25 protein-coding genes are annotated in these 26538 nt (G+C 63.6%); 8 read left to right on the top strand and 17 right to left on the bottom strand.

What is annotated here, in order from left to right:
• Window positions 1-65: 65 nt before the first annotated feature.
• The 3 genes from FEZ59_RS26070 to guaB all read right to left on the bottom strand — a co-directional run bounded on the left by FEZ59_RS26070 (window position 66) and on the right by guaB (window position 4684).
• Window positions 66-1820: a GMC family oxidoreductase gene (locus tag FEZ59_RS26070; protein WP_020906934.1), complete on the bottom strand. Its 1755-nt coding sequence runs from the start codon at window positions 1818-1820 to the stop codon at window positions 66-68.
• A gap of 173 nt (window positions 1821-1993) precedes the next feature.
• The gene (locus tag FEZ59_RS26065) at window positions 1994-3133 is read right to left on the bottom strand and encodes a GuaB3 family IMP dehydrogenase-related protein (protein WP_172933410.1); all 1140 of its coding nucleotides are present in this window, start codon (window positions 3131-3133) and stop codon (window positions 1994-1996) included.
• Window positions 3134-3160: 27 nt separating this feature from the next.
• Complete coding sequence (gene guaB, locus FEZ59_RS26060) at window positions 3161-4684, bottom strand: IMP dehydrogenase (protein ID WP_020723641.1); 1524 nt, start codon at window positions 4682-4684, stop codon at window positions 3161-3163.
• A 243-nt stretch (window positions 4685-4927) separates the two neighbouring features.
• On the opposite strand from guaB, the gene FEZ59_RS26055 reads away from it, so the two are divergent.
• Entirely contained in the window at window positions 4928-5332 is a 405-nt protein-coding gene (locus FEZ59_RS26055) for a DUF5319 domain-containing protein (RefSeq protein WP_003940777.1), read from the top strand.
• Between the two features lie 102 nt (window positions 5333-5434).
• Here FEZ59_RS26055 and FEZ59_RS26050 read toward each other — a convergent pair whose 3' ends face one another.
• The 3 genes from FEZ59_RS26050 to FEZ59_RS26040 all read right to left on the bottom strand — a co-directional run bounded on the left by FEZ59_RS26050 (window position 5435) and on the right by FEZ59_RS26040 (window position 7957).
• Window positions 5435-6370, bottom strand: a complete 936-nt coding sequence (locus FEZ59_RS26050; protein ID WP_346343252.1) for an anti-sigma-D factor RsdA — start codon at window positions 6368-6370, stop codon at window positions 5435-5437.
• On the bottom strand, window positions 6354-6932 hold the full coding sequence (locus FEZ59_RS26045; protein WP_003940953.1) for a sigma-70 family RNA polymerase sigma factor: 579 nt from the start codon (window positions 6930-6932) through the stop codon (window positions 6354-6356). Before FEZ59_RS26045 ends, FEZ59_RS26050 begins: the two co-directional genes overlap by 17 nt.
• A gap of 176 nt (window positions 6933-7108) precedes the next feature.
• Window positions 7109-7957 (bottom strand): hypothetical protein, encoded by an 849-nt coding sequence (locus FEZ59_RS26040; protein WP_346343251.1) that lies wholly within the window; start codon window positions 7955-7957, stop codon window positions 7109-7111.
• 605 nt (window positions 7958-8562) lie between these two features.
• On the opposite strand from FEZ59_RS26040, the gene FEZ59_RS26035 reads away from it, so the two are divergent.
• The 4 genes from FEZ59_RS26035 (at window position 8563) to FEZ59_RS26020 (ending at window position 11186) form a co-directional block, all read left to right on the top strand.
• A complete protein-coding gene (locus FEZ59_RS26035; protein ID WP_003940939.1) occupies window positions 8563-8859 on the top strand; it encodes a WhiB family transcriptional regulator in 297 nt (98 codons plus the stop codon).
• A gap of 165 nt (window positions 8860-9024) precedes the next feature.
• Entirely contained in the window at window positions 9025-9690 is a 666-nt protein-coding gene (locus FEZ59_RS26030) for a fasciclin domain-containing protein (RefSeq protein WP_007728616.1), read from the top strand.
• Window positions 9691-9778: 88 nt separating this feature from the next.
• Complete coding sequence (locus tag FEZ59_RS26025; RefSeq protein ID WP_019747585.1) at window positions 9779-10447, top strand: sigma-70 family RNA polymerase sigma factor; 669 nt, start codon at window positions 9779-9781, stop codon at window positions 10445-10447.
• A 1-nt stretch (window position 10448) separates the two neighbouring features.
• On the top strand, window positions 10449-11186 hold the full coding sequence (locus FEZ59_RS26020) for an anti-sigma factor (RefSeq protein ID WP_019747584.1): 738 nt from the start codon (window positions 10449-10451) through the stop codon (window positions 11184-11186).
• A 76-nt stretch (window positions 11187-11262) separates the two neighbouring features.
• Here the strand turns inward: FEZ59_RS26020 and groL are convergent, their stop codons facing one another.
• Entirely contained in the window at window positions 11263-12873 is a 1611-nt protein-coding gene (gene groL / locus FEZ59_RS26015; RefSeq protein ID WP_019747583.1) for a chaperonin GroEL, read from the bottom strand.
• Between the two features lie 86 nt (window positions 12874-12959).
• Window positions 12960-13259 carry a co-chaperone GroES gene (groES, locus tag FEZ59_RS26010; RefSeq protein WP_003940763.1) on the bottom strand — a complete coding sequence of 100 codons (300 nt, stop codon included), beginning with the start codon at window positions 13257-13259 and terminating at the stop codon, window positions 12960-12962.
• Window positions 13260-13492: 233 nt separating this feature from the next.
• Between groES and FEZ59_RS26005 the strand changes: the two genes are divergently transcribed.
• Entirely contained in the window at window positions 13493-15208 is a 1716-nt protein-coding gene (locus FEZ59_RS26005) for a TIGR03767 family metallophosphoesterase (protein WP_019747582.1), read from the top strand.
• A 19-nt stretch (window positions 15209-15227) separates the two neighbouring features.
• Here the strand turns inward: FEZ59_RS26005 and FEZ59_RS26000 are convergent, their stop codons facing one another.
• The gene (locus FEZ59_RS26000; protein ID WP_020906930.1) at window positions 15228-15788 is read right to left on the bottom strand and encodes a potassium channel family protein; all 561 of its coding nucleotides are present in this window, start codon (window positions 15786-15788) and stop codon (window positions 15228-15230) included.
• A 161-nt stretch (window positions 15789-15949) separates the two neighbouring features.
• On the opposite strand from FEZ59_RS26000, the gene FEZ59_RS25995 reads away from it, so the two are divergent.
• Window positions 15950-17536: an Hsp70 family protein gene (locus tag FEZ59_RS25995; RefSeq protein WP_019747580.1), complete on the top strand. Its 1587-nt coding sequence runs from the start codon at window positions 15950-15952 to the stop codon at window positions 17534-17536.
• An 18-nt stretch (window positions 17537-17554) separates the two neighbouring features.
• Here FEZ59_RS25995 and tsaD read toward each other — a convergent pair whose 3' ends face one another.
• From tsaD to FEZ59_RS25960, 7 genes are all read right to left on the bottom strand, one after another.
• Entirely contained in the window at window positions 17555-18592 is a 1038-nt protein-coding gene (gene tsaD / locus FEZ59_RS25990; RefSeq protein WP_020969062.1) for a tRNA (adenosine(37)-N6)-threonylcarbamoyltransferase complex transferase subunit TsaD, read from the bottom strand.
• Window positions 18589-19083, bottom strand: coding sequence for a ribosomal protein S18-alanine N-acetyltransferase (rimI, locus tag FEZ59_RS25985; RefSeq protein ID WP_020906927.1), 495 nt, complete (start codon window positions 19081-19083; stop codon window positions 18589-18591). The genes tsaD and rimI overlap by 4 nt, the downstream gene beginning before the upstream one ends.
• 10 nt (window positions 19084-19093) lie before the next feature.
• Window positions 19094-19762 (bottom strand): tRNA (adenosine(37)-N6)-threonylcarbamoyltransferase complex dimerization subunit type 1 TsaB, encoded by a 669-nt coding sequence (tsaB, locus tag FEZ59_RS25980; protein ID WP_070796120.1) that lies wholly within the window; start codon window positions 19760-19762, stop codon window positions 19094-19096.
• Between the two features lie 136 nt (window positions 19763-19898).
• Window positions 19899-20390 carry a tRNA (adenosine(37)-N6)-threonylcarbamoyltransferase complex ATPase subunit type 1 TsaE gene (gene tsaE / locus FEZ59_RS25975; protein WP_020969060.1) on the bottom strand — a complete coding sequence of 164 codons (492 nt, stop codon included), beginning with the start codon at window positions 20388-20390 and terminating at the stop codon, window positions 19899-19901.
• A complete protein-coding gene (locus FEZ59_RS25970) occupies window positions 20380-21432 on the bottom strand; it encodes an alpha/beta hydrolase (protein ID WP_172933409.1) in 1053 nt (350 codons plus the stop codon). Before FEZ59_RS25970 ends, tsaE begins: the two co-directional genes overlap by 11 nt.
• Window positions 21429-22631, bottom strand: coding sequence for an alanine racemase (alr, locus tag FEZ59_RS25965; protein WP_030535135.1), 1203 nt, complete (start codon window positions 22629-22631; stop codon window positions 21429-21431). Before alr ends, FEZ59_RS25970 begins: the two co-directional genes overlap by 4 nt.
• Window positions 22632-22686: 55 nt before the next feature.
• The gene (locus FEZ59_RS25960; protein WP_172933408.1) at window positions 22687-24120 is read right to left on the bottom strand and encodes an NAD(P)H-hydrate dehydratase; all 1434 of its coding nucleotides are present in this window, start codon (window positions 24118-24120) and stop codon (window positions 22687-22689) included.
• A 38-nt stretch (window positions 24121-24158) separates the two neighbouring features.
• Here FEZ59_RS25960 and FEZ59_RS25955 point away from each other — a divergent pair, with 38 nt between their 5' ends.
• Window positions 24159-24530: a cupredoxin family copper-binding protein gene (locus tag FEZ59_RS25955; RefSeq protein ID WP_019747573.1), complete on the top strand. Its 372-nt coding sequence runs from the start codon at window positions 24159-24161 to the stop codon at window positions 24528-24530.
• Between the two features lie 54 nt (window positions 24531-24584).
• On the opposite strand, the gene glmS is transcribed toward FEZ59_RS25955, so the two are convergent.
• On the bottom strand, window positions 24585-26447 hold the full coding sequence (gene glmS / locus FEZ59_RS25950; RefSeq protein WP_172933407.1) for a glutamine--fructose-6-phosphate transaminase (isomerizing): 1863 nt from the start codon (window positions 26445-26447) through the stop codon (window positions 24585-24587).
• Window positions 26448-26538: the final 91 nt, after the last annotated feature.

Below are 26538 nucleotides of genomic sequence, written 5' to 3'. Positions count from 1 at the left end.
TGAAACTGCAAAAGGGGCGTGCCGTCGAATCCTCGACGACACGCCCCTTTTCGGTTCGCGGTGAACTATCCGGCAGCAGGCTCCGCCGGAACGGCTGTAGCCGTCTTGCCGCCGGTGATCTTCACGATCGGCAGAACCAGCGCGGCTGGAGCCGACGCCGGCACCACGGGCGACTTGGGTGCAATCGGAGCCAAGCGTTCGTAGCCGCTGCCCTGGGCGGGACGCAGGTCGGTCTCTCCCTTGTTCGGCCACAGCGAGGCCGATCGCTCGGCCTGAGCGGCGATGGTCAGCGACGGATTCACGCCGAGATTGGCCGAGACCGCTGCGCCGTCGACGACGCTGAGCGTCGGGTAGCCGTACACGCGGTGGTACGGATCGATGACGCCGTGATCGGAATCCGACGCGATTGCGCAACCACCCAGGAAGTGCGCGGTCAAAGGAACGTTGAAGATCTCGCCCCACGTGCCGCCTGCGACGCCGTCGATCTTCGCGGCAACTCGACGCGTCGCCTCGTTGCCCTCGGGAATCCACGTCGGGTTCGGCTGACCGTGGCCCTGCTTGCTGGTGACCTTGCGTCGACCGAACAGGCCCTTCTTCGTGTACGTGGTGATCGAGTTGTCGAGGTTCTGCATGACCAACGCAATGATCGTGCGCTCGCTCCAGTCCTTGACAGTCAGCATGCGCAGCATCTGGTACGGGTTCTTCGCGACCACACCGAGGAACTTGATCCACCGCGGTGTCGAGCCACCGCCATCCGTCATCAAGGTCTGCAGCAGTCCCATCGCGTTGGAACCCTTGCCGTAGCGGACCGGCTCGATGTGGGTGTCACTACTCGGGTGGAACGACGACGTGATCGCCACTCCGCGGGTCAGGTCGAGTGCAGGATCGACCTTGTACTTTCCTGCGCCGACGATGGATTCGGAGTTTGTTCGAGTCAGCTCGCCGAGCTTGTCGGAGAGCTTGGGCAGAGCGCCGGTGTCCTTCATGTCGAAGAGCAGATGCTGAGTGCCCCACGTTCCGGCCGCGAGAATCACGTTCGCAGCCGTGTAGGTGCGGCGGTTCTTTCGCCCGAATGCACCGGTTCGCTCGGTGAACACATCCCACGAACCGTCGCGAGCCTCACGAAGTCCGGACACGGTTGTCATCGGAATGATCTCGGCGCCGGCTGTCTCGGCAAGGCCCAGGTAGTTCTTGAGGAGAGTGTTCTTCGCTCCGTGACGGCAACCCGTCATGCACTCGCCACACTCGATGCAACCGGTGCGCTCGGGTCCGACGCCACCGAAGTACGGGTCCTTCGCCTTCTTGCCCGGCTCACCGAAGTAGACGCCGACAGGGGTCTGGATGAACGTGTCGCCGACGCCCATGTCGTCGGCGACCGACTTCATGATCTCGTCAGCGGGCGTCATGTGCGGGTTCTGCACGACGCCGAGCATCTTCTGAGCCTGCTCGTAGTACGGGGTGAGCTCACTTCGCCAGTCGGTGATGTGCGCCCACTGCTTGTCCTGGAAGAACGGCTCCGGCGGCTGGTAGAGCGTATTGGCGTAGTTCAACGACCCCCCGCCGACGCCTGCGCCCGCAAGGATGAGGCAGTCGCGCAGCAGATGCACGCGCTGAATGCCGAAGCAACCCAGCTTCGGAGCCCAGAGGAACTTCTTGAGATCCCAGCTGGTCTTCGCGAAATCTTCGTCGGCATACCGTCGGCCGGCTTCGATGACGCCGACCTTGTAGCCCTTCTCCACGAGACGAAGCGCGCTCACGCTTCCGCCGAACCCGGATCCGACGATCAGTACGTCGTAGTCCGTTGCCCGTTGCTTGCCCATCAGGACACCTCCACCGTGAACCGTAGTTACCCGCCAGTATGCACCTATCCCTTGTGACTACCACCACAAGGGGCCCCATAAGCGTAACCGCAAGTATCAGGAACGGAAGAAAGTCCTGCACAACGAACTGTGGCCCCGGTTCACGAAGAACCGGGGCCACAGAAAGGTACAAACTACGCGCGGACCGTCAGCCCGACCTTCTGGAACTCCTTGAGGTCGGAGTACCCGGCCTTGGCCATCGACCGACGAAGACCGCCGACGAAGTTCAGAGAACCGTACGGATCGTCCGAAGGACCGCTCAGGACCTGATCCAGGCTCGGACGCTCGCCGTAGGAAACCGGAAGAAGCGCTCCACGCGGAACCGAAGGATGAGCCGCAGCGGACGGCCAGTACCAGCCGCCACCCGGCGCCTCGGCGGACACGGCCAGCGGCGTGCCCAGAACGGCAGCGTCGGCACCGCAGGCGATGGCCTTCGCCAGATCACCCGAAGTTGCGATGTCACCGTCGGCGATGACGTGGACGTAGCGTCCACCCGTCTCGTCGAGGTAGTCGCGCCTGGCTGCTGCAGCGTCGGCAATGGCCGTGGCCATCGGAACGCCGATACCCAGGACCTCACCGGTGGTGGTTGCACCCTCGGTGGAGCCGTACCCGACGATGACACCGGCAGCGCCGGTACGCATCAGGTGCAGCGCGGTGCGGTGGTCACTGACCCCACCAGCGACAACCGGAACGTCGAGTTCCGAGATGAACGTCTTGAGGTTCAGCGGTTCCTGCTCGGTGTGCACGACGTGCTCGGCCGAGATGATCGTCCCGTGGACGACCAGCAGGTCGATTCCGGCCTTGATCAGCTCGGGCGTCAGTGCGCGCGCATTCTGCGGACTGACCCGAACGGCAGTGGTGACCCCCGATTCACGGACCTGCGCCACCGCAGCAGCCAGAAGACCCGCCTGCAGCGGTGCCGCGTGCAGCTCCTGCAAGTAGCGGATGGCTGCGTCGACGCCACCGTCCTTCTCGGCGATCTCGACGAGACGCCGGAGCTTCTCCTCGACATCGGGGTGACGGCCCCACAGGCCTTCACCGTTGATGACACCGAGGCCGCCGCGCTTACCCAGCTCGATCGCGAAGGTCGGCGAGACCAACGCGTCGGTGGGATGTGCGAGGACTGGGATGTCGAACCTGTAAGCGTCGAGCTGCCAAGCAGTCGACACCTCCTTCGACGAACGGGTTCGCCGGGAGGGAACGATGTTCACATCGTCCAACTCGTAGGTACGTCGGGCCGTTCGACCCATGCCGATCTCAACGAGGTCGCGCACGCGCGCCCCTTTCTCGTGTACTGGTTGCTAACGAGCGGTGTAGTTGGGTGCTTCGACAGTCATCGTGATGTCGTGCGGATGGCTTTCCTTCAAACCGGCCGCCGTGATCTGGACGAACTGAGCGTTCTGCAGGTGCTCGATCGTCGCCGACCCCGTGTAACCCATGGCAGCGCGCAGACCACCGGTGAGCTGGTGCGTCACCTGGGAAAGCGGGCCACGGAACGGAACACGTCCTTCGATGCCTTCCGGAACCAACTTGTCCTCGGAAAGTACGTCGTCCTGGAAGTACCGGTCCTTGGAGTACGACTTGGCCTCGCCACGCGATTGCATCGCGCCGAGCGAACCCATACCGCGGTAGCTCTTGAACTGCTTGCCGCCGACCAGGATCAGTTCGCCGGGCGATTCAGCGGTACCGGCCAGGAGCGAACCCAGCATGGCCGTCGACGCACCCGCGGCAAGAGCCTTCGCGATGTCACCGGAGAACTGGAGTCCACCGTCAGCGATGACGGGCACACCCAGAGGCTTGCACGCGGCAACCGCTTCCAGGATGGCCGTGACCTGAGGGGCACCGACACCGGCGATGACGCGGGTGGTGCAGATGGAACCAGGGCCGACTCCGACCTTGACGGCATCGACGCCGGCTTCGACCAGTGCCAGAGCACCCGCGCGCGTAGCGACGTTGCCACCGATGATCTGAACCCGCTCACCCAGTTCACGCTTGAGCTTGGCGATCATGTCGAGAACATTGGACGAATGACCGTGCGCACTGTCCACCACGAGTACGTCCACACCGGCATCGGTGAGCGCCATCGCACGCTGGAAGGCGTCGTCGCCTGCACCGACCGCAGCGCCGACGAGCAGTCGACCGTCACGGTCCTTGGTAGCGTCCGGATGCTGCTCGGTCTTCACGAAGTCCTTGACCGTGATCAGACCGGTGAGCTTGCCGTTGCCGTCGACGATCGGCAGCTTCTCGATCTTGTGCCGACGAAGAAGGCCCAGTGCCACGTCTGCGGTGACGCCTTCCTGAGCGGTGATCAGCGGCATCTTGGTCATGATCTCGACGACCGGACGATTCTGGTCGACCTCGAAACGCATGTCACGGTTCGTGACGATGCCGACCAGCTGGCCGGCGTCGTCGGTGACCGGCAGACCCGAGATGCGGAAGCGAGCGCACTTCGCGTCGACCTCACCCATCGTGTCGGTCGGCTTACACGTGACGGGATCGGTCACCATGCCGGCCTCGGAGCGCTTGACGGTCTCGACCTGTCCTGCCTGAACCTCGACGGACGAGTTGCGGTGCAGAACACCCATGCCGCCGGCGCGTGCCATCGCAATTGCCATGCGCGACTCGGTGACGGTGTCCATCGCAGAACTGACCAACGGAATCCGCAGACGGATGTCGCGGGTCAGTTGACTGGACGTGTCGACCTGGCTCGGGATGACGTCGGACGCAGCAGGCAACAGCAGCACGTCGTCGTAAGTCAGTCCCAGCATCGCGACCTTGTTGGGGTCGTCTCCTCCGGTGTGTACATGTCCTGCAGAACTACTCATGCGGTCAGGACCCTCCATGGACCTAGATTCGCCCAGGGCGACCGCTGTAGCAGCCGCCTCGAAACGGATTACGAAAGCTGGATATCGGATAGAAGGCGCCTGCACGGAAAGAAATTCCTGGCACCTTTTCCCGGCGTTGCACACCATGGTATCGGCTCACTCAAAGGTCCGAACCATCCCACCCACGCTGCGGGTACGCGTAACAAGTGGCGCTGACCCCCCTGACCTGCGTACCGTGGTGCTGTGCGTGATCAACTGCCCCCCGGTCTGCCGCCAGATCCCTTCGCCGGCGACCCAGCTGACCCCTCCGCGGCTCTCGATGCCATCGAGCCGGGCCAACCACTCGACCCCCACGAACGCCAAGCGGTCGAGGAGGATCTCGCTGACCTCGCCGTTTACGAGGCGCTCCTCGCTCACCGCGGCATCCGCGGTCTCGTAGTGTGCTGCGAAGACTGCCAACAAGATCACTACCACGACTGGGACATGCTGCGCGCAAACCTGCTGCAGCTCCTCGTGGACGGAACCGTCCGCCCCCACGAGCCGGCCTACGACCCGATGCCTGAGGCATATGTCACGTGGGACTACTGCCGTGGATACGCCGACGCGTCGATGAACGAGGCGATGCACGGCGACGGTTTCGACAGCTGAGCGAAACCCCACCAGGTTCAAACGAAAGTGGCCGACAAGCAAATGCTTGTCGGCCACTTTCGTATGAACGTGGACCGCAACGATGCGATCAGAGCGGGAACCTCAGGGTGGGGGTGAAGAAGAATCACCCGACGGCGACGAGGCCGGGGCCAGTGACGTCGTTGTCGTGGTGGTCGTCGTGGTCGTGGTAGTCGTCGTGGGCGCCGATGACGGTGTAGACGACGCCGCGCTTGGACCAGGCGCTTGCATGATTCCAGGGTCGGGCGTTGTCGTTGTGGTCACGCCGCCAGACAACTGAGGGTTGGCCGGATTGACTGAAGTCCCCGGAATCGCCGTGGGAGAGGTGGCAAGCGAGGATTGCTGATCGGACGTCAACGGCGGTACTGCGGGTGACGTGGTCTCCTGGACCTGCGTCATCAACTTGCCCCAACGCTCGACGAGATCCGTCTTGTCCTGCGAGTCCTTGACCGCATCGGCACGGTGAGCTGCGTTGTCCAGCACCATCTTTGCCGCGGGAATGTCCCCGGCGGCCAACAGACGCTCGGCCTTTTCCAGCTCGGATGTCGTGTCGATCTTCGCGACCGTCGAGTTGGCCTCGTCGGCGAAGACGACCTGCTTGACGCCCCAGAGGGCATCGCCGGGCTGGGCGTCGTACGCCATCGCTGTGGCACCACCGAAGACCACTGCTGCAACAGCTGCTGCGGCGGCGATCGGGCGGACCACACGCAATCGGGAACGGGAACGTGAACGCTGACGATCGGAGAAGCCGGACGGCGTCGCTGTGATTGCAGCGATGACATCGTCCAACAACGGACCCTCGGGCATCGGAGTCGCAACGACATCGTCACGCCATTGCGAGAGAATCAACGCAAGTTCGTACTGTTCGGTGCTATCGGTTGCTACCGGCCCGCCACTCGAAATGGACTCGATCAGCGCATCGTCACGCCGAACCGCAGCCAAGTCCACTGGCGTACCGTCGTCGGCGAGATCACCGAGATTCGAAGCGTCACGCCCCTCGTCTCTAGCCAAAGCTCTCACCTGCTTTCGTTACTTCTTTTTTCAGTTTCGCGATCGCCCTGTGCTGAGCGACTCGTACAGCTCCGGCGGTACTACCGACGGCGACGGCCGTTTCCTCGGCCGACATCCCGACCACCAGGCGAAGTATCAAGATTTCTCGATGCTTCTCCGGCAGTGTGCCGAGAAGTTCATGCATCTGTCTGCTGGACTCCGAATCGAGTGCTCGCTGTTCGGGACCATCATCCAGTGCTATTACATCCGGTACTTCGGAAACGGGCTCCGACTTGTTACGGGCGGAACTTCTATGTGCGTCCGCAACCTTGTGCGCGGCAATTCCGTACACAAAGGCCATGAACGGGCGTCCCTGGTCTTGATAACGCGGCAGCGCGGTCATCACGGCCAGACACACTTCCTGCGCGACGTCGTCAGCGGACAGGTGTCCCCGCTCGGCCGCACCCACTCGACCGCGGCAGTAGCGCACCACCATCGGTCGGATGTTCTCCAGAACCAAAGCTAGAGCTGTACGGTCGCCCTGCGCAGCAGCGGCGACCGCGGTGTCCAACTCATCGCTCGTATTTGTCATCGTCAGCGAAAATCCTGGCGTTACAGTGGCACCTCCCGAGCGGGTGTGCTCCCGCTCTCAGCGGAACCCTCTAAGAGTAACCATCCGGACCGGCTGGTCTCCGCATGCCCGCCCAGCAGTCGCGATATCGAAACAGCCCTGTGGGAATCGTTCGCGAGAGACTTCGGGTGGATCGATTACGACAAAGGTAGGAGTGATCCACCGCGCATCGCAATCAGATCGCCGATCTCACGGGCACTCGGCGAGGTCCTCCCGCCGCTCACGCCCTCGATCAGCAGCGACGACGCCCAGGCCAGGGGCAGCAGGCCGTATTGCTGACACCGCGCCAGCACTTCCGCTGCCGACTCCACCGCCGAGCTCGGGTCTGTTCCGGTCAGCGCGGCGCTGCGCAGTAGATCCGACTTCACGCGGTGCCGGACGGACTCCGATTTCCCCGACAATTCGACGGCGCGTTCTGCGTGTCTGCGGGCGCGCGCGAAGTCACCTCCTGCCAGAGCCAGTTCCGCCGAGACCCATTCGATCCGAATTTCCTGCCGCCACAGCCCGCCCTCGCCGCCCAGACGGGTCCGACATTCCGCCAGCAGGCGCCAGCCGAGCGGAAGCCGGCCACAGCCGAGGGCGTCCGCGGCCAGACCGGTCAGAGCGTCACAGGCAGCCTCAGGATCGACTGGCAGACCGCCGACGATCGCCAGTGCGCGCCCGTCCCACGTCGACGCGAGTGCATGACGTCCACTCTGGCGAAGAAACGACGCCCTCGTACTGGCGGACAGAGAGGCAAGAACTCGATCCGAGTGCGTCGAGGACCCCGTCGTGAGCCGATCGAGGACATCCAATGCTGCCCGCGCCCTCGCGTAGTGCCCCTGACCACCCAGAATTACTGCCGTTGTCCACCAATCCCGGGTAGAGCACGGCGCCGGGAGACGGTCAAGGTCCGGATCCGCACCGAATGCGGCGGATTCGAGAGTCCCGGGACGGCCAGGTGACTCATTGAACGAAGGCGATTCAGGGGGCTCAGGTGTCGACACAGGTAGATCATCGCAGCAGCGCCAACAGACAAGCGCCTGACCGATGCCGTTTGCCGCACGGGAAGACGAAAAGGCAATTTTGTCGGAGTTAATCAGATATTCAACTGAGATTTGCCGAATGTACTCGTAATGATATTTAACGGGCATATATCCGTGACGTTAACTGCGCATTACTTATTGGACAGATGTCCTAGTTGAAACTTGGGCACTAAGTCCCGAAATGGAGTACGACCCTGCCCGCGCAATATCGGACAAATGACGCAAACCGAGCCGGCGGGCTGAGTGTTTTCGCCGGGCGATCAGCAGCAAACATATCCCTGATCTGTGGGTTTCGCATCTCGAGCAGCCAGGCTTGCCTGCCACCACCTCGATCGACCCGATTTCAACACCAGCGCAGCACAACGCATGAGAGACCCGAAATGTAAATATATACTTCGTTAACTCTCGCATTTCGATATATGCCGATCGCCACTGAACGAGCCTATTGACGCGATTTACTCAGCACCCTTACGGTTAGCAAGCGTGAACGATTCAGAAGGCCCGGATAACCTCCGGGCAACTTGGTCCGCTCGTTGATCAACGCGAGCTTGCAGTAAGGAGTCAACATGCCTGCACCGAATCACCTTCCAGGCCCCAACGCAGACATCTGGGACTGGCAGATGCACGGTCTGTGCCGCGGAGTCGACTCCTCCATGTTCTTCCATCCCGATGGCGAACGCGGTAGAGCACGTGCCCAGCGCGAAACCCGCGCAAAAGAGATGTGCCGTCAGTGCCCGGTACTGATGCAGTGCCGCAGCCACGCGCTGACCGTCGCCGAGCCGTACGGCATCTGGGGAGGAATGTCGGAAACCGAACGTGAACTACATGCGCGCCACCGTCGCACCACCCGCATAGCTTCCTGATACACGTAGGTCGAGTGCACAAGGCCCCCGAGAGTTTTCGGGGGCTTTTGCTTGTGTACGCCAGCTCCTGAAAAGAATTTCCGACTCCGACCCATCCTGTCGACAACCGACTCCGAATGCCTTCTGACAGTGCACCTCAGCACATCCCTTCAGGAAGGCAGACCCATGAACACCTCTACTCGAGTTCTGGCAGTCACCGCAGCAGCCTCTTTCGCCGTCTTCGGCGTCGTCGGTTGCTCCTCCGACGACAACGATTCGTCGACCGACACGTCCAGCGCCGCCATGACGTCTTCTGCCATGGGATCGAGCATGTCTCCCAGCAGCGCGATGGCGGAGCCTGCTTCTGATCTGGTCGGTGCCGGTTGTGCCGACTATGCAGCCGCAGTGCCGAGCGGCGCCGGATCGGTCAGCGGAATGGCCCAGGATCCGGTTGCCACAGCGGCATCCAACAATCCGTTGCTCACCACCTTGACCGCGGCAGTCTCCGGACAGCTCAACCCGGACGTCAACCTGGTCGACACTCTCAACGGCGGCGAGTTCACCGTCTTCGCACCGATCGACTCGGCATTCGCCAAGATCGACCCCGCGACGATCGACAGCCTCAAGACGGACAGCGCCACGCTGACCAAGATCCTCACCTACCACGTGGTTCCCGGCCAGATCGCTCCTGACGCGATCGACGGAACGCACCCCACCGCAGAGGGCGGAACGGTCACCGTCACCGGATCCGGTGACAACATCAAGGTCAACGACGCAACTGTCGTCTGCGGTGGAGTCAAGACCGCAAACGCCACCGTCTACCTCATCGATTCGGTGCTGATGCCGCAGTAGTCCCCACCTGCTGTGCGCCTTTATTAACCCCCCGCGGTTAATAAAGGCGCACAGCGGCCAACGGCGGGCCGAGAGAAAAGAACCGGACATGCACGCTACGGTTGTACGCGATGAAGCGAGACAACTCTTCGTGAGCGAGCCAGACCATGCGTCGGATGCGGCCGACGCATGCCCGACGGACAATTCTGCGGCCCGCACCGCGCGAATCGTGGAATCACGCGAGCTGGCAGTGATCCTCGCGAACGTGGCCGGTGGCGACCAGAGCGCCTTTGCCGAGTTCTACGACCGAACCAGCTCCCGTGTCTACGGCATGGTTCTCCGTGTACTCCGTGATCCAGGCTTCTCCGAGGAAGCGGTCCAAGAGGTCTACCTCCAAGCCTGGAAATCGGCCGACAGCTTCGATCCTGCCAAGGGGTCCGCACTCTCCTGGCTTCTGACGCTTGCCCACCGCCGCGCGGTGGATCGCGTGCGCTCCGAACAGTCGAGTTCGGATCGACAGGCTCTCTACGACACCACCAATGCCACTCCCGAGTTCGACGTCGTCAGCGACGAAGTGACACGAAGAGACGAGCATCGTGCTGTCACCGACTGTCTCGAAACGCTGACGGACACTCAGCGCCAATCGGTGACTCTCGCCTATTACGGCGGCCGAACGTACCGCGAGGTGGCCGAAGATCTCGGCGTGGCGATTCCCACGATCAAGTCGCGAATTCGCGACGGACTACTGCGCCTACGTGGATGTTTGGGGGTGATGTGAGATGGACGAAGAGCTGATCGACTACGCGTACGCCTACGCGATCGATGCGTTGGACCTCGACGAGCGCCGTGAGGTCGACAGACGACTTGCCGCTTCGGACTCCGCGACCCGCGCCGAATTCGACGCCCAGGTCCGACTCACCTCCGAAACCATGGCCGCGATGACCGTCGTCGACGCCGTCGAGCCCCCGCCGTCACTGCGCAGCAGCGTCCTCGCCTCGATCGCAGAACAGACCGCGGCTCCCAACGCCCCGGTTTCGCTGGCCGAGCGTCGTAACCGTCGACGCCCGTGGACCATGGCTCTTGCGGCGGCCGCCGCAGTCGCAATCCTGGTCGGCGGCATCGGAATCGGACGCACGCTGTCCGACAACACGCCGCCGCAGAACCCCGCATCCGAAATCATGGCAGCACCCGACGTTCATGCCACGACGCGTGACATCCCGGGCGGCGGTAGTGCCACGACGCTGTTCTCGCCCTCCGAAGACGCCGCAGTCCTCGTGATGAACGATGTGACTCCCCCGAGTCCGGATACCGTCTACCAGATGTGGCTGGTGCCGGGCGACACCGACGACACCACGATGATCCCGATGGGCACGATGGCTCCGAGCGACGTCAAACCCACTACCCAGGTGGTGCTCGACGGCATCGGCCCGAACACGAAGTTGGCGTTCACGGTCGAACCGCCCGGCGGATCGCAGCAGCCCACCAGCGAGCCGTTCGCAACGATACCGCTCATCTGATCGCCAGACGAAAGAAGAGATCCCCCACCGGAATCCGGTGGGGGATCTCGTCTTTGTCGAAACTACGAGCAGCGAGTTAGTGGCTGTGACCGTGTCCGGTGTCGGCAACTGCCTCGGTCGGCTTCTCGACGACAGCGCTCTCGGTCGTGAGGATCATGCGCGCGACGGAAGCGGCGTTGACCACTGCCGAGCGAGTGACCTTGACCGGGTCGACGACGCCGTCGGCAAGCAGGTTGCCGTAGGTGAGGGTGGCAGCGTTGAAGCCTTCGCCCTTGGTCATCTCGGCGACCTTGCTGACAACGACGGATCCGTCGATGCCTGCGTTGCTGGAGATCCAGAACAACGGAGCGTTGAGTGCTTCACGGACCACGGCAACGCCGGTGGCCTCGTCACCCGACAGGCCGAGGTTCCCGATCAGAGCCGTACCGGCCTGAACGAGAGCCGATCCGCCACCGGGGACGATGCCCTCGGCAACTGCTGCCTTGGCTGCGTTGACCGCATCCTCGACGCGGAACTTGCGTTCCTTGAGATCGGTTTCGGTGGCTGCGCCGACCTTGATGACGGCCACGCCGCCGGACAGCTTCGCCAGACGCTCTTCGAGCTTCTCGCGGTCCCAATCCGAATCGGTGTTCTCGATCTCGCGACGCAACTGCGCGACGCGGGTCGCGATGTCGTCAGCGGTGCCGGCACCGTCGACGATGACCGTCTCGTCCTTGGTGACGACAACGCGGCGAGCGCTGCCGAGCAGGTCGAGGCCGGCTTCCTTCAGGGAGAGGCCGACGTCGGTGTTGATGACGGTGCCTGCCGTGACGACTGCGAGGTCGTCGAGGAATGCCTTGCGACGATCACCGAAGAACGGCGCCTTGACAGCGACGGCCTTGATGGTCTTGCGGATGGAGTTGACCACCAGGGTGGAGAGAACTTCACCCTCGACGTCCTCGGCGATGATCAAGAGCGGCTTGCCGGATTCGGCAACCTTCTCGAGCAGCGGCAGGAAGTCGGGAAGTGAGCTGATCTTCTCGCGGAAGAGCAGGATCAACGCGTCTTCGTAGACGGCCTTCTGCGCATCGATGTCGGTGACGAAGTAGGGCGAGAGGTAGCCCTTGTCGAACTGAACGCCTTCGGTGACAACGAGTTCGGTTGCAACGGTGGAGGATTCCTCGACCGTCACGACGCCGTCGGTTCCGACACGGGTGAGTGCCTCGCCGACGAGCTTGCCGATCTCTTCGTCACGCGAGGAGACGGTGGCGACCTGGGCGATCGACTTCTCGCCCTCGACCGGGGTGGCCGCGGCGAGCAGTTCCTCGACGACCTTGTCGGCTGCGGCGTTGATGCCGACGCCGAGCGCCATCGGGTTCGCGCCCGCTGCGATGTTCTTGAGTCCGCCGCGGACGATGGCCTGGGCCAGAACGGTCGCGGTGGTGGTGCCGTCGCCGGCAACATCGTTGGTCTTGGTGGCGACGCTCTTGACGAGCTGCGCGCCGAGGTTCTCGAAGGGATCTTCGAGCTCGATCTCACGGGCGATGCTCACACCGTCGTTGGTGACGGTGGGGCCGCCGAATGCCTTGGCGAGCACGACGTGGCGTCCACGCGGGCCCAAGGTCACCTTGACGGCGTCGGCAAGCTTGTCGACTCCGGCTTCGAGAGCGCGGCGTGCGGTCTCGTTGAACGCAATTTGCTTGGACATCTGTTCTGTCAGCTCCTGAATCTTCGGGGCGTGAACGCATTCCGCCCCGGGATCCTGTGTGGACTCCGGGGCGGATCACGTGTGTCTTACTTGGAGACGACAGCCAGCACGTCGCGTGCCGACAGGATCAGGTATTCCTGGCCGGCGTACTTGATCTCGGTTCCGCCGTACTTGGAGTAGATGACCGTGTCACCCTCCTTGACGTCGACCGGGATGCGGTTGCCCTGCTCGTTGACGCGGCCTTCGCCGACTGCAACGACGGTGCCCTCCTGGGGCTTTTCCTTGGCTGTGTCAGGAATGACCAGGCCGGAAGCCGTCGTCGTTTCAGCCTCGTTGGCCTGGACGAGGATCTTGTCCTCGAGCGGCTTGATGTTGACGCTCGCCACGATGAGCCCTCCACTTTGGGGTATGTGCGTCCGAGGCGATCCTCGGACAGCTGTTTGGGTATGCCGTTTACGGCGCGTCACTGCAGTCCCGTCGTCGCGGGTGCCGGAACTCGATCAGCGCCAATTGGCACTCTATACGTGAGAGTGCCAACCCTCAAGGACTGGGCGCATTTTTCTCTTCGTCCAGAGCGAAACAGGACAGCCGTCCACCACGTTCACCTATTGTTCACTTCGTGACGAACATCAATCGCCGTAGTTTTCTGACCTTCGCCGGACTCGGCGCCGTCGGCGCGGTCAGCCTTGGCAAGCCGTGGGGCCTGCAATACGCAGGCGCGTCGACCATTCCGACGTCAGGTCCCGGCACCACTCTCGAGTCCGTGTCCACGCCCGTCAGCAGCAGCGGCTACACCAGGCTCACTGCCGGTCCCGGGTGGGCGAACATCGTGCGCAGCGAGTTGGCCGAGCCGAAGTCAGGACGCGAGGACCGACGCACCGCGCTCGCCTCACTCGTGCAGTTGACCGACGTCCACATCGTCGACGCCCAGTCCCCCATGCGCTTCGAATACGTCCATCAGATCACCGGCTCGGCGTTCCGCCCCCAGGAGACCTTGACGGCGCACGGGTTGATTTCGCTTGTCCGACGCGTCAATTCGATCGGGAGCGGCCCGCACACCTCGCGCCCCTTCGATGCCGTGGTCACCACCGGCGACAACACGGACAACAAGGAATTCGCCGAACTCGACTGGTTCCTCACCTCACTCAACGGCGGAACCGTCGTCGCCAACACCGGCGCCAAGGACCGCTACGAGGGTGTGCAGAACTCGGGTGCCGATCTGTACTGGAACCCTGAATCGCCGATGCTCGACATGTACAAGAAGGCCGGCTTCCCGGAGATTCCGGACTTCTTCGGGGCCGCTTTCACTCCCGTGTCGAGCCCCGGCCTGAACACCCCTTGGTACTGCGTGTTCGGCAACCACGACGATTCGGTGTCGGGCACGGTGCCAAGCGGCATCCCACCGCTCGAAGCGATGTACACGGGATCTCTCAAATTCGAGGTGCCCGGTTCACCGGAGCAGGCCAAGCAGATCGACATCGCCACCAAGTTCGATCCCAGTGCGATTCCCGGAATCCTGTCCGCCTTCACTACGCCGCCGCGCCAGGTCACCCCCGACCCGTCGCGCGCACCGTTCACACCCCGGCAGTTCATCGCCGCACACCTTGATCCCGCGCACACCGGCCCCGGCCCTGTCGGGCACGGTTTCGCCCCCGACGCCGGCGAAACCGGTATCGGCTACTACTCGTTCCAGATCGCACCGGGCGTCGTCGGCATCAGCATGGACTCCACCAACCGCGCAGGCCTTGTCGACGGTTCGCTGGGCGCCGCTCAGTTCCAGTGGATCGAGAACACCCTGCGCGCCGGCAGCAGCACCTACTACGACGCCGCGGGCTCTCGCGTCACCGAGTCGCGCAGTGACACCTATTTCGTGCTGTTCAGTCACCACACGAGCGACACGATGGACAATCTCATTCCCGACCCCGAGAACGTCCTCGAGCCGCGCCTGCGCGGTTCACAGCTTCTGGACTTGCTGCATCGTTTCCCGAACGTACTTGCCTGGGTGAACGGACACACCCACGAGAACAAGATCACCCCGTGGCCCGGCGCGACCCCCGAGCAGGGCTTCTGGGAGATCAACACCGCCTCTCACATCGACTACCCACAGCTCGGGCGCATCATCGAGATCGCGGACAATCACGACGGAACGGTGTCGTTGCTTGCGACGCTCTTCGAAGCGGAAAGTCCCAATTCAGTCGAGTACAGCGACAAGTCGGCAGCCGGGCTCGCCTCGCTGTACCGCGAACTGTCGTTCAACGACATCCACCGCGACCCGAAGTTGACGGGTACCGGCGTCGACCAGAACGTCGAATTGTTGGTCCACACCGGACGATGACTCCGATTGCCGCAGTGTCCTAGGTGATTTCAGGTCCGCTCGAAGGCGAGCGGTGCGCTTTCGCCCACGACACTGCGGCAACCACGAATCGAACGCCGAATCCGATCAACACCAGATTGCAGACGATCTGAAGGCTCACGAGTCCCCTGGCAAGGTCCGTCTGTGCAGCGATGTCGCCGAAGCCGACGGTCGAGAACACCGACAGCGAAAAGTACAGGGCCGCCATACGCGACAGCGGTTCGGTGAAACTGCCGGCACTCGCATGCTCGACCGAAAAATAGGTGATGGACACCAACAGCAAGTAGGTCGGCATCACGACCGCCACTGCTTCGACCGCCTGTAGAGAAGGCACATCGGAACGCAGAATTCGACGCACCTGCCAGGTCGTCACGGCAAGCACCGCTGCCCCTCCACCGATCAAGAGGAAAATCGCACCCACTGTGTGGACATCGATCCACGGCAGGAAGAAGTACGCACATCCGAAGGCGATCATCGTCAGCGTGGGTCGAAGCACCGCACCCCGGATCAGCGCGCGTCGTCGATCCCGGTCGATGTGGGGAGAATCGCCTTTTTTCCGCATGAATCAATGATCGACAATTTCGCAGGTAAAACCACCCTTTCGGTCCGAAAAGGGTGTCATGGAGACAAAAAGCACTGAGCAATCCTCACGAACCTTCTGTAACGTTCATATAACGGCGGTCGATTGAACATTGACCGGTATTGACTGTGAGGAGGTGCGCGATGAGTTGTTCACTGGGAATTTCCACTGGATCTTCCGGTGTCTATTCAGCACTCGTCGACACCGATACCAGCACAAACGCGCCAGGAGCGGTACCTGCCGAGACTCGCTTCGTCTCGGCGGATCAGGCCAATTCCAACGTCGGTGACCTCGTCCGGGCGTCCATCAAGCTGATGACGACGCAGGTGACGGACGGATCTGAAGCGCCGCGCTCGATCGGTGTCAGCTATCGCACGGACGACCAGCTCGCGAGCATCAGGTCATCTCTCTCGCGCTCGCCGAAGCAGGTCCGTGCCATCCCCGAACCTGCCGCAGTACACGCGTATCTCGCCGAGACCGGGAAAACCGAGCGGTACGACACGACAGCTCAGGTGGACGTCGGCGATCAGGGTCTGACGGTGTCCGTCGTCGACCACACCGGTGAGGTTCTGCATTCCGACCGTATCGACGCCCTCGCAGGGGCCGGAATCGACCGGGCATTGGTCGACTTCGTGACGGAGAAGGCGCCAGGGCACCTGCGCCGGTACACCGACGCGGAGCTTCTTGCTGCCCGGTGCCACGTCGCGAAAGAGCAACTGTCCACCGCCGCCAAGGTGACCATCGACCTTCCCGTCGACGCAATGGCGATCACGCGCGACGAGTTCGAAGCCATCATCGCCCCGGATATCGAGCGCGCCGTCACCTTCATCCGTGAAGTCGTGAACGGCTCACCGCGGCCGGTCGGTGCCGTTGTGCTCATCGGCGGTGGCGCACACATTCCGGCCGTGCGGTCCGCCGTCGCCGCTGCCGTCGACCTCCCCTTGGTCGAGATCGTCGAGCCCGAGACTGCGGCAACCAAAGGTGCTGCACTCCTGGCAGATTCGATCACCGCAATTCGTTTCCCCTTGCTGGGCTCCGGAAGTGACCAGCGCTCGGGATCCACCGCCAAGGTCTCGGGAGCTTTGATCGGTGCGCTCGTGGTCGGCGGACTGGTACTCGGCTACGGCGCAAAGGAATTGGTGCCGACCGACGACACCGCGGTCTCGCCTGTCGGAACCGGTTCGACCACGACGACGGTGAGCCCCGAAGCGACGCCGAGCACCGGATCGACGATCATCCCCTCGCACGATCCTCTGCCTTCGGTAGTGGGCAGCACTTTCCCGCAGTACGGCTATCCCACAACGCCGTTCGACTCACAGCCGTTCGACACGCACTCGTACACAACGCATCAGTACACGCTTCCGCCGGCGCCGATACCGGACACGTCGACGACAACCACACCGCCGACGACGACAACGACCACTCCGAACTGGCCGACCATCCCCGGAATCACGCTGCCCGATCCACCGGCGTGGTGGCCGACGCTGCCGGACACCGAGGCGACTCCCCCGGTCGATCCGACCGAGGCAAACCCCGGCGGCGGTCTCGGCCCGGGTGAGAGCGGCGGCGAAAACCCGACGACGCCGGAAAATCCTGGATCCGGTTCCACCGAAACCGAACTCACCACCCCCGGTGGTGATCCGACGACAAAACCCGGTGAACCGAATACCTCGACGCCCGAACCCGGCCCCGCGACCACACCGGATCGGGAACCGGTCCCAGTCGGTTGATTCTCAGTCGGTTGATTCTCAGCGCATCAACTGGCTGACCGAGACCGACAGCCCCGGGTCCGTGGCAACACTCAATTCCGAAGGGCCTGCACCATTTCCGATCAGGTGGGCAGCCAACGAAGCGATCATCACGCCGTTGTCCGTGCACAGTCGAGGTTTCGGAATGCGCAACGTGATGCCGGCTTCGGCGCAGCGCTGCTCGGCGAGTGAACGGATACGTGAATTGGCCGTGGCGCCGCCGCCGAGAACCAACGTGTCGACCCCGACGTCCTCGGCTGCACGCACTGCCTTCATCGTCAGGACGTCGGCAACCGCTTCCTGGAACGAGGCAGCGATGTCCGGGATCGAAAAGGCCTCGCCTGCGCGCTCTTTCGATTCGACATAGCGGGCGACGGACGTCTTGAGTCCCGAGAACGAGAAGTCGTGCCGCGAATCGCGCGGACCGGTCATGCCGCGAGGGAAGGCGATTGCGTTCCGATCTCCCTCTTGCGCAGCAGCATCGAGTGCCGGTCCGCCGGGAAAGCCGAGCCCGAGCAGTCTGGCCACCTTGTCGAAGGCCTCACCGGCGGCATCGTCGACAGTCGTGCCCAGTTCGACAATGGGCTTGCCCAGATCTTCGACGTGAAGCAGGTGCGTGTGACCACCCGAGACCAGCAATGCGACGCACGAGGGCAACGGACCGTGCTCGAGAGTGTCAACCGAGACGTGACCGCCGAGATGATTGACCGCATAGAACGGTATGTTCCAGGCTGCGGCATAGGCTTTCGCGGCGGCGACACCGACCAGTAGCGCACCGGCCAGGCCGGGTCCGATAGTGACGGCAAGTGCGTCGGGCTTCTCGATACCGGCGGCAGCAAGGGCACGGCGCATCGTCGGCACTATCGCCTCGAGGTGAGCCCGCGAGGCTACTTCGGGAACCACTCCCCCGTACCTGGCGTGCTGATCCACGCTCGATGCCACCTCGTCGGCCAACAGGTCGCAGGTTCCGTCACCGTTCCAGCGAACGATACCGACACCTGTTTCGTCGCAAGAGCTTTCGACACCCATGACGATCATGCTTGCTGCTCCTCAATTTCGCGGACACCGAGCACGGCGGGCCGTCTCATCGTGTACGCATCTGCCCCACTGGGCTGGTAGTACTTCTTTCGTGTTCCGACGATCTCGAATCCTTCGCGCCGGTACAGCGCGATGGCAGGGTCGTTGTCGGTGCGCACTTCCAGGAACACCGGACACTGCCGTGAATCCGCCAGGGTCAGAAGCGCATCGAGCAACGCGCCGCCGATTCCCAGTCGCTGAGCCGAGGGATCGGTACCGATGGTGTGAACCTCGGCCTCCATGTTCGGCGACGCGCCCAACAATGCGACTCCGGCGTAGCCGAGGACGTGACCGTCGGGTTCCCTGGCAACGAAGTAATGATTATGTGCGCCCGCAAGTTCCGAGACGAACGCTTGCGCGCTCCAGGGTCCGTCGCCCGCGAACAACGCGCGCTCCAACTCCCCGCACCGTTCGGCGTCATCGACGTTCATCGGCTCGATGCTGTACTTCATCTGCTCGGTCTCACTTGCCACGTTCTGCGAGGGTCTTCGCATCCGGGCGTCGGAGGTACAGCGGCTCGAGCGGGGCCGGAACCGATCCGGCCAGAATCTCGCGAGCAGCGACTGTGACCAAGCCGGCCGGTGAGGGTGTCTCCGCCGGGTCGACGGGCAGATCGAAGAAGTCCACGTGCGAAGCAGATCCGGCAATCAGCGTCGAAGGCGAAGGATCAACGTCGCCGGCGGAATTCACAGCCGGCCCTTCGACGCGCACTCCGCCGTCGTAGCGCGCCCAGTAGATCTCGCGACGCCTCGCGTCAGTCACGACGAGCAGGCTCTGTGTGGTCGGTACCGCAGCCGCGATGGCGTCGAGGCTGCACACGCCGTACACGGGAACACCGAGTGCATCACCGAAGGCAGCGCCTGTCGCCATGCCGACACGCAGTCCGGTGTACGGCCCCGGCCCGACACCCACGACGACGGCGTTCAACTCTGCCGGCGTGAGCCCGGCCTCGGCGAGGCATTCGAGGACGTGAGGGGTCAAGACCTCGGCGTGCGCACGAGGATTGACCGTGACACGCACGGCAAGCGTCTCCACTGTGCCCGGTGACTCGGTGTCCGGTGACGGAGCAGACAGGGAGACGACACCGGCAGTGACTGCCGGAGTGGAGGTGTCAATTGCGAGAACAAGCACGATTTCTCAGGGTACCCGCACGTGAAGAACTACTTCCGGCCCGGGAGGGTCACGACGTCCATAACACCAAACGCCGTTTCACGACGTCTGCGACACAAAACGCCGTTTCACGACGTCTGCGACACGAAACGCCGTTTCACGACGTCCAGGACCAACTCGCAGTCCGCACATCCGATTCAGGTTCCCGATGAAGCTGCACTCGCAAGTGTCGTTCGACGAGCCTTTCCACGACGTCACCACCCCATTCGACCACCACCACAGCATCGGTGAGGTCGGTGTCGAGGTCGAGGGCATCGAGTTCGTCGAGCGCATGCGGTCCGCTGTCTCCCAGCCGGTATGCGTCGACGTGGATCATGCCGACGGGAACTCCGCCGCCGGGGCGGGTGCCCGGACGATGCTCACGAGCGATGACAAACGTCGGGGACGTCACCCGGCCCTGCACTCCGAGCCCGGCGCCGATTCCGCGCGTCAACGCGGTCTTGCCCGCCCCGAGTGGCCCGTCCAGCACCACCAGGTCGCCGGCAACAAGTCCCGCCGCCAAGCGTCGGCCGAAAGCCTCGGTGTCCTCGGCCGTTTCCAACGTGATCTGGCCGGATTCGGGGATTCCGGTGGCGTTCTCAGCCGACATCGGACCGCTCTTCTACCTGTGCACGCTGCACCAGCTTGTCGATTGCGTCCGTCACGATCGCCGGGAACTCGAGCTGCACCAGATGGCCGGCCCCGTGAACTCTCACGAGTTCCGACTCGGGGAGATCGGCAGCGAGACGCTTGGAGCTGATGAACGGAATCATCATGTCTTGATCGCCGCAGATCACGACTGCCGGTGTGTGCGCGAGCACCTCGAGGGACGCGGACTCGTCGTGCAGTTCCAACGTCCGCAAGAAATTGACGATGGTCACGACCGAGGTCCGGTCGAGCATGCCGTCCGACAGCTCATGCAGTCGTGGGCTGACATCGGTGCCGTACGACGCTGCACGCAGGATCGGCGTGATCAGTACTCGCGCAGCGCCCCGGGCGTGCTGAACCACTCCTGGCGAGGTGCGCACTGCCAACCGGAACCCGTCGATGATCGGATTCTGCAGATTGCGGGTCAGACCGGTCTCGGCCAGCCCTGCCGCCGTCGTCGCGACCAGCCCGACGCCGATGACTCGGCCATCGAACCATTCGGGTCGCTGACCGGCAAGCGCGAGCACCGTCATGCCGCCCATCGAGTGGCCGACGAGAACTATCGGTCCCTTGGGCACTTTGGCCTCGACGACAGTCGAGAGGTCGCGGCCCAGCTGCGAGACCGTGCAACTCTTCGAACGCGGCATACCTGAATCTCCGTGTCCGCGCTGGTCGTAGAACACCATGCGAACCTTGTTGCCCCATCGCTCTTCGAGCTGGCGGCGCTGGAAATGCCAGGACAGCGCACTCAGGCAGTACCCGTGCACGAAAACGACTGTCAGCGGAGCGTCATCCGGTCCCACTTCGCGAACTGCCAGCTCGACGCCGTCCTCGGTGCGCACCGTGCTCTTGCGGTCGCGCGTCATGAGGTCGAAGTCCTCGTCCGCGTAGATTTCCCGGCCCGGACGCGTCGCGGTCTTGAATGCATTCACGCCGGCCATCGAGCCGAGCGCCACAGCGCTGAGCAGGCCACCGAGAATGCTCATCTTTCCTGCAGTCTTCATGACGTCTCTCCCCCGATGTACGTACGCACAGTGCGTCCACGTATTCCGGTCACGACCTCGTAGTGAATGGTGTCGAGTACGTCGGCCCAGGCCTGCGCGTTGGGTTCGCCGTGATCGCCGTTGCCGAAGAAGATCGCGGTGTCGCCTTCGCGAACTCCGTCGCCGTCCGGCCCCAGGTCCACCAACACCTGGTCCATGCAGATCCGCCCGACGGCCTGGCGACGCTTGCCGCCCAACTGCACTTCGAACTTGCCGCTCAGTGAACGAGTCAGACCGTCGGCGTAGCCGACGGGAAGCAGCGCAAGAGTGGTGTCGTGCGGTGCGACCCACTGATGCCCGTAGGAGACGCCCTCTCCGGCGGCCACCTTCTTCACCAGAATCACCTTCGCTCGCAGCGTCATCGCCGGTCGTAACCCGAAATCTCCGAGTTCGGGCACCGGAGACAATCCATATATCGCGATTCCGGGTCGAACCATGTCAAATTGCAGGTCAGGACGGGTGACTGTAGCGGCGGAGTTGGAAAGATGAACAACTTCGGGTTCGAATCCGCGAGCGCGGACGTCGGCAACCGCGTCGATCAAACGCTGCTTCTGCATGTCGATGACGTCGTGATGCGGTTCGTCCGAGTGCGCAAGATGGGAAAACACTCCGCGCAGCCTGATCGTGCCCTCGTCCCGGGCAGTAGCGAGGTCGTCGAGCATCTGCGGCCACTCGGTTCTCGAGACGCCGTTGCGATTGAGACCGGTGTCCACCTTGAGCGTCACGGTCGCCTGTTGTCCCAGAACCCGTGCCGCGTCGACGACAGCAGCCAGGTGCCGCGGCGAGGACACGCCGATCTCGACGTCGGACCGGATCGCCGAGGAGAAATCGGCGTCGAGGCCGTGCAGCCAGGCCAGGACGGGAGCGGTGATGCCTGCCTCGCGAAGGACCAGTGCCTCCGCGATGGTGGTGACGCCGAGTTCCCGGGCTCCGGCCGACAGTGCCGTCCGCGCAACCGCAACTGCGCCGTGGTTGTATCCGTCCGCCTTGATGACCGCCATCAACGCTGCATCACCGGCAAATTCACGCAGGACACGCACGTTGTGCGCGATCGCGTCCAGATCGACGACTGCCTCCGTCTGCGGCCCTACTGCGTCGTCGAGTCGGCTCGCCTTCCCCTCCGCAGGCTCCTTCGGTGCTCTTCCCTGGGCAAGCGTCATGGCGACAATCCTGCCACCCGCGCAGAATCGGACACGTGTTCGGGTTTGAACACCCTCAATCAAGGGCAAAAGAGCGAAGCACACGCACCGACTCGCGCAGACCTCCCAACAGCGGCGAAGCCGAAATCGGTGCTCCGGCGACATCGCTCTGACCGCCGGCAGCGGCGATGTTCGCAGCCAACGCGTGAGCCCGCGCCCCGACGGCCCCGGCTTCGAGAGGGCTCAGACCCGCCGCCAGCAACGCGCCGATCACACCGGAGAGGATGTCACCCGAGCCTGCGGTCGACGCCCAGGAGCCGCCGGCGTCGTTGACCAGGACCTCACCGCCGGGATCCGAGATCACCGTCGTATGGCCTTTCAGCAGAATCGTGACTCCGAGGCGTTCGGCGAGAGCACGCGTGGCCGCGATTCTGTCGTCGCCGAGTGGTGTGAATCGTGCGAACTCGCCGGCGTGGGGCGTCAGAAGAGTCGGCGCGGTCCGGGCTGCGACAAGTTCGGGACGTTGAGCGAGGAGGGTAAGTCCGTCCGCATCGACGACAACGGGTACATCGGTAGCCAGTACCGACGCCAGAAGCCGCGCGGCGTCGTCGTCGGTACCCATACCGGGTCCGACCACCCAGGCCTGAACCCGCCCGGCGGCTTGGAACGTCTCACTCGCAATCACCTCCGGGAACCGGGCGAGCACCTCGGCGGCGCCGTGCCCGGCATAGCGGACCAGGCCGGAGGTCGCGGTCACCGCGGCGCCGGTGCAGAGCACGCCCGCGCCGGGATACTGCTCACTTCCCGCAACGATGCCCACCACACCCTGCGAGTACTTGTCGTCCTCCGGGACTGGAACCGGCCACAGCGCACCGACCTCGGCCGGATCGAGCGAACCGAACGCCGGTTCGCCGACGCTCAATCCGATATCCACGAGTTCGACACGACCACACAGCGGAGCCGCGAGTACGTGCACCGGCTTGAGCGCACCGAATGTGACCGTCACATCAGCGGTCACCGACGGGCCGTCCACTGCGCCGGTGTTCGCGTCGACGCCGCTCGGAAGATCGACCGCCACGATCGGTGCCTCCACCTGGCCGACGAGCTCGGCTGCGTCAGGCCTCAGACCGCCGTGCCCGGAAATCCCGACGATGCCGTCGATCACCAGATCCGGCGACCCGACTTCGGCAGCGACTCGGCCACCGGCCTTCAGGAGAGCGTCGAGGCCCGACCGATGAGCGCGCGCCGGATCGAGCAACACGGCCCGAACACTCACACCTCGTTTGCGGAGCAACGCACCCGCCCACAGGGCATCACCGCCGTTGTCGCCGGTACCGACCAGAAGCGTCACCGACCGATGCGCGACCGATCCTGTACGGGAACGTAATTCGTCCGCGACGACTCGCGCGAGACCGTACGCCGCTCGACGCATCAGCACCCCGTCGGGCAGCTTGTCGAGCAACGGCGCCTCCGCTTCTCGCACCTGATCGACTGTGTAGTACCCACGCATGTCGGAACCCTTCAGTTGCCGTCGCTACCCTCGAAACCATGAAATCACGTCTTCGCCCGGCAATCGCGGGACTCGTCCTCGCTCTCGGTCTGGTCGGGTGCAGTTCCGGCACCGACTCCACACCATCTGCGGCCGAAACGACGGCGAGCGGACCCGTGGTGACCATCTCCGGGATGGCGTACTCCCCCGCTTCCATCACCGTGAACGTCGGCGACACCGTCACGTGGGTATTCGACGACAACGGAATGGCCCACGACGTCAACGGCCTCGGAGACGCCAAGGGCAAACTCCGCAGCCCACTCAAGAAATCGGGAACTTACACCTACACGTTCACCGAACCCGGAACCTACGACTACACCTGTACACCGCATCCCGAGATGCGCGGAACCGTCGTCGTCGAGACGCCGTAACGCACTCGGGCCCCACAGTCTTTCGACTGCGGGGCCCGAATTTCCCTACGAAAACTATTCGACCGTAACCGATTTCGCCAGGTTACGCGGCTTGTCGACGTCGTATCCGCGCGCCGCGGCAACCTCGGCCGCAAAGATCTGCAACGGAACCGTGGACAGCAACGGCTGCAGCAGAGTCGGTGACGGCGGAATCTCGATCAGGTGATCCGCGTGCGCCGCGGCGACGGTATCGCCTTCCTCCGCGATGACGATAGTCGTTGCCCCGCGCGCCTTGATCTCCTGAATGTTGGACACCAACTTCGAGTGCAGGACAGCGCGACCCTGCGGCGACGGCATGACGATGATGACCGGAAGGTCCTCCTCGATCAGCGCGATCGGGCCGTGCTTGAGCTCACCGGCGGCAAAGCCCTCGGCGTGCATGTACGCAAGCTCCTTGAGCTTGAGCGCACCCTCGAGCGCCACCGGGTAGCCGACGTGGCGCCCCAGGAACAGCACGGTCGACGCGTGCGCGAACTGGCGTGCCAACGCACGCACCGGTTCTGCCGTCTCGAGCACCTTGCTGACCAATGCGGGCATAGCTTCGAGGTCGGCGTACTCGCGCGCAACCTCGTCCGGATACTTGGTGCCGCGAGCCTGCGCCAAAGCCAAACCGACGAGGTAGTTCGCGGTCACCTGCGCCAGGAAGGCCTTGGTCGACGCAACCGCGATTTCCGGTCCTGCCCGCGTGTAGAGAACGGCGTCGGCTTCGCGCGGGATCTGTGCACCGTTGGTGTTGCAGATCGCCAGGACGCGTGCCTTCTGGTCCTTGGCGTGCTTGACCGCTTCGAGTGTGTCCGCCGTCTCCCCCGACTGCGAGATCGCGACAACAAGCGTCGAGCGATCCAGAACCGGGTCGCGGTAACGGAATTCGCTGGCGAGTTCGACCTCGACAGGTAGACGCGTCCAATGCTCGATCGCGTACTTCGCCAACAGTCCGGAGTGGTAGGCACTACCGCAGGCGACGACAAACACCTTGTCGACGTCGCGCAGTTCCTGATCGGACAACCGCTGCTCGTCGAGGACGATCTTCCCGTTCTCGAAGTGGCCGAGGAGCGTGTCGGCGACAGCGGTCGGCTGCTCTTCGATCTCCTTGAGCATGAAGTAGTCGTGACCACCCTTTTCGGCGGCCGCGAGATCCCAGTCGATGCGGAACGGGCGCCCCTCTGCCTCGTTGCCCGCGAAGTCGGAGATCCGATAGCTGTCGGCAGTGATCACCACTGCCTGATCCTGTCCGAGTTCAACCGCATCGCGTGTGTGCTCGATGAACGCAGCGACGTCGGAGCCGAGGAACATCTCGCCCTCACCGACACCGACGACGAGCGGCGTCGAGCGGCGGGCGGCGACAATCGTGTCCGCGTGGTCGGCGTGCGTGAAGACGAGCGTGAACGCACCTTCCAACCGACGAACCACCGACAGCGCACTCTCGATGAAATCACCTGCCGTCGGCCCGTCGGAGTACGCCCGGGCTACCAGGTGAACTGCCACCTCGGAATCCGTGTCGCTCTGAAGCTCGACGCCTGCAGCCTCGAGCTCCGCACGCAGCGGGGCGAAATTCTCGATGATTCCGTTGTGAACGACAGCCAGCTTGCCCGACGCATCACGATGCGGATGCGCATTACGGTCGGTCGGTCGCCCATGCGTCGCCCACCGGGTATGACCCATACCCGACGTACCGACAAAGTGATCCGCGCCGTACTCGCCGAGCTCCGCCTCGAGGTTGGCCAACTTACCGGCCTTACGCTCGATCTCGACCCCACCGGTTCCGTCGAGAATCGCGATTCCCGACGAGTCGTACCCGCGATACTCCATTCGCCGTAAAGCCTCCACCACAACGCCCAGAGCTGGGCGGTGGCCGACGTATCCCACGATTCCGCACATGGTGACTCAGGGTACTTGGACATCGGCGGTGGGCGCATTTTGCGGTTCCACAGACATCCCCCAGCCGGTTGCAGCGTCGGCTCCGCATACA

It is taken from the genome of Rhodococcus sp. MS13, from assembly GCF_013277835.1.
GTDB classification, from domain to species: domain Bacteria; phylum Actinomycetota; class Actinomycetes; order Mycobacteriales; family Mycobacteriaceae; genus Rhodococcus_F; species Rhodococcus_F erythropolis.
This window is presented reverse-complemented; position numbering and strand designations above follow the sequence as displayed.